We start from the raw sequence: 2,112 nt of genomic DNA, 5'->3' as shown, positions 1-2,112 counted from the left end.
CGACGGGCCGCGGCGCGCGGCACGGCGCGTCGCGGAGGCCGCCGACGAGGCCCTGCCGACAGTCACGGACCGGTCCCGGCAGGCAGTCCGGCGGGTGATGGACGTCGCCGCCGACGCGGCCACCGAAGCGGCGGCCAACCTGACCAGCCCCGATCCGTGGGCGCCGCGCAGCCGCAAACCAGCCGGCGAGGACGAGCAGGCCGCCGCCGAAGCCGCGGCGGCCGCCGTCCGGGCCGCCGCGGAATCCCTCGCCCCGGAAGGGGAGAAGGAAGAGGAGGAGACACCGCCGCGACCGGACGCCACCGAGCCGTGAGGCGGCCGGACGTCAGACGACGCCGGCAGGCCGGGCGCCACCGAGCCGTGAGGCGGCCGGACGTCAGGCGACGTCGGCAGGCCGGGCGCCGGCGACGCGGGCGGCGGTGCGCTCGATCAGATCGAGCACGTCGCTGCGGGTGCGCGAACGCCGGTCGTTCCAGGTGGTGAGATCACGAACGCGCGCGGCCCGAACCGGCGGCGACGACACCGGGCCGACCGCGTCGGCATCCGCCGGCTCGGGGTCGAAAAGGGTACGCCACAGGGCGTCGATGGCCGGGTTGGCGTGCTCCGGGCGGGGACTCTGCTGCCACGCCGCGTGCACCACCGCACCGACCAGGCACGCCTCGACGACCCGGCTGTGATCCGGGCGGGCCAGCGGCACGATCCCCCCGAAACGCCGCCGGCGCCCGCCCGGCGCTGCCTGCAGGGTGTACCACCGGTGCTGGACCCAGCCGTGCTCGACGACGGTCCGGGCCGCGGCCAGCACGGCGAGCGCGTCCTCGTGGCGAGGCGGCACGGCCGTCTCGCCCGCGAACCGCGCCGGGCGCTGCTGAATGCTCGCTCGCTGCATGTCTCGCCTCCGCGAAAACCGGCCCGCATGCTGCTGTCGATTGTTGCTCCACTGCTCGCCCGGGATCTGTGCCAACCCGTCCACCCGGCGTGCCAGGATCTCAGTGAACCGTCGGCGCCGGGCGCGCCACCCGCTTCGGGGGTCGCCCGACCGGTCGGTGAAAGCAGCCGTTGCGCGGATCCTCATTGGTGGCTGCGCGACCAGAATGATCGGCGCGGCGGGGGCAGACATCCGCCCAATCGGATGGTGGAGTGCCTCGATGAGCGGCTGGCAGCTCTCCGGCTACACGCCCGTCCGCCCGCTCGGCGCGGGCGCGTCGGGCAGCGTCGTGCTCGCCACCCACGACGAGACCGGCACCCCGGTCGCCATCAAATACCTGGTGCCCGGCCTCGGCGACGACGCGTCGTTCCGGGCCGCCTTCCGCAGGGAAGCGCAGCTGCTCGGGCAGATCGACGATCCGCACATCTCCCGGCTCTACGAATACGTCGAGTCCTCCGACGGCGCGGCGATCGTGATGGAGCTGGTCAACGGGGTGTCGCTGCGCCAGATGCTGCGCGAGCACGGCCCGACCACCCCCGAGTCGGCGCTCTGTGTGCTCAAGGGCTCCCTCGCCGGGCTCGGCGCGGCGCACGCCCACGGTGTCGTGCACCGCGACTACAAGCCGGAGAACGTGCTCGTCACGGGGGAGGGGCAGAGCAAACTCGCCGACTTCGGCATCGCCGCGCCGGTCGGTCAGGGCGCCGACACCGTGGTCTCCGGCACCCCGCGGTACATGGCGCCCGAACAGTGGACCGGCGCCCCGGCGACGCCCGCCTGCGACATCTACGCCGCCACGGCCACGTTCTTCGAGTGCCTCACCGGCCGGCCGCCGTACGACGCGCCGAACCTGTTCGCCCTGCACGACCAGCACGCCCACGCACCGATCCCGACCGACCCGGCGCCGGTGCCGGTGCACGACCTGCTCCGGCACGGGCTGGCCAAACGGCCCGCCGACCGGCCCCCGCACGCCTTCGCCTTCCTCGACGTTCTGGAGCGGGCCGCCGGATCGGCGTACGGCTCGGACTGGGAGGAGCGCGGCCTGCGCGACCTGGCGCGCCGGGCCGCGCTGCTCGCCGCGCTGTGGCCCTTCCAGGGTTCGTGACGACGCACTCCGGCGCGGAATCCTCCGGCCACGGGGTGTCCTGGATCAGCACGAGCTTCGCGCCGGTCGCCCGGAGCCGGTCGAA

Annotated in this window: 1 protein-coding gene and 2 pseudogenes; 2 read left to right on the top strand and 1 reads right to left on the bottom strand. The window is 74.7% G+C overall.

Translation table 11 applies throughout. The annotated features are described in order from the left end of the window. Nucleotides 1-313 (top strand): annotated as a pseudogene (locus AB0F81_RS51095) (hypothetical protein); the annotation flags it as partial. A gap of 63 nt (nt 314-376) precedes the next feature. Here AB0F81_RS51095 and AB0F81_RS51090 read toward each other — a convergent pair. Beyond that, on the bottom strand, nt 377-886 hold the full coding sequence (locus tag AB0F81_RS51090) for a hypothetical protein (RefSeq protein WP_360211703.1): 510 nt from the start codon (nt 884-886) through the stop codon (nt 377-379). A 259-nt stretch (nt 887-1,145) separates the two neighbouring features. Here AB0F81_RS51090 and AB0F81_RS51085 point away from each other — a divergent pair. Next, nucleotides 1,146-2,015: pseudogene (locus AB0F81_RS51085) on the top strand (serine/threonine-protein kinase); the annotation flags it as partial. Nucleotides 2,016-2,112 lie beyond the last annotated feature (97 nt).

This window comes from Actinoplanes sp. NPDC024001 (assembly GCF_040638955.1).
In the GTDB taxonomy this organism is placed as follows: domain Bacteria; phylum Actinomycetota; class Actinomycetes; order Mycobacteriales; family Micromonosporaceae; genus Actinoplanes.
This window is presented reverse-complemented; position numbering and strand designations above follow the sequence as displayed.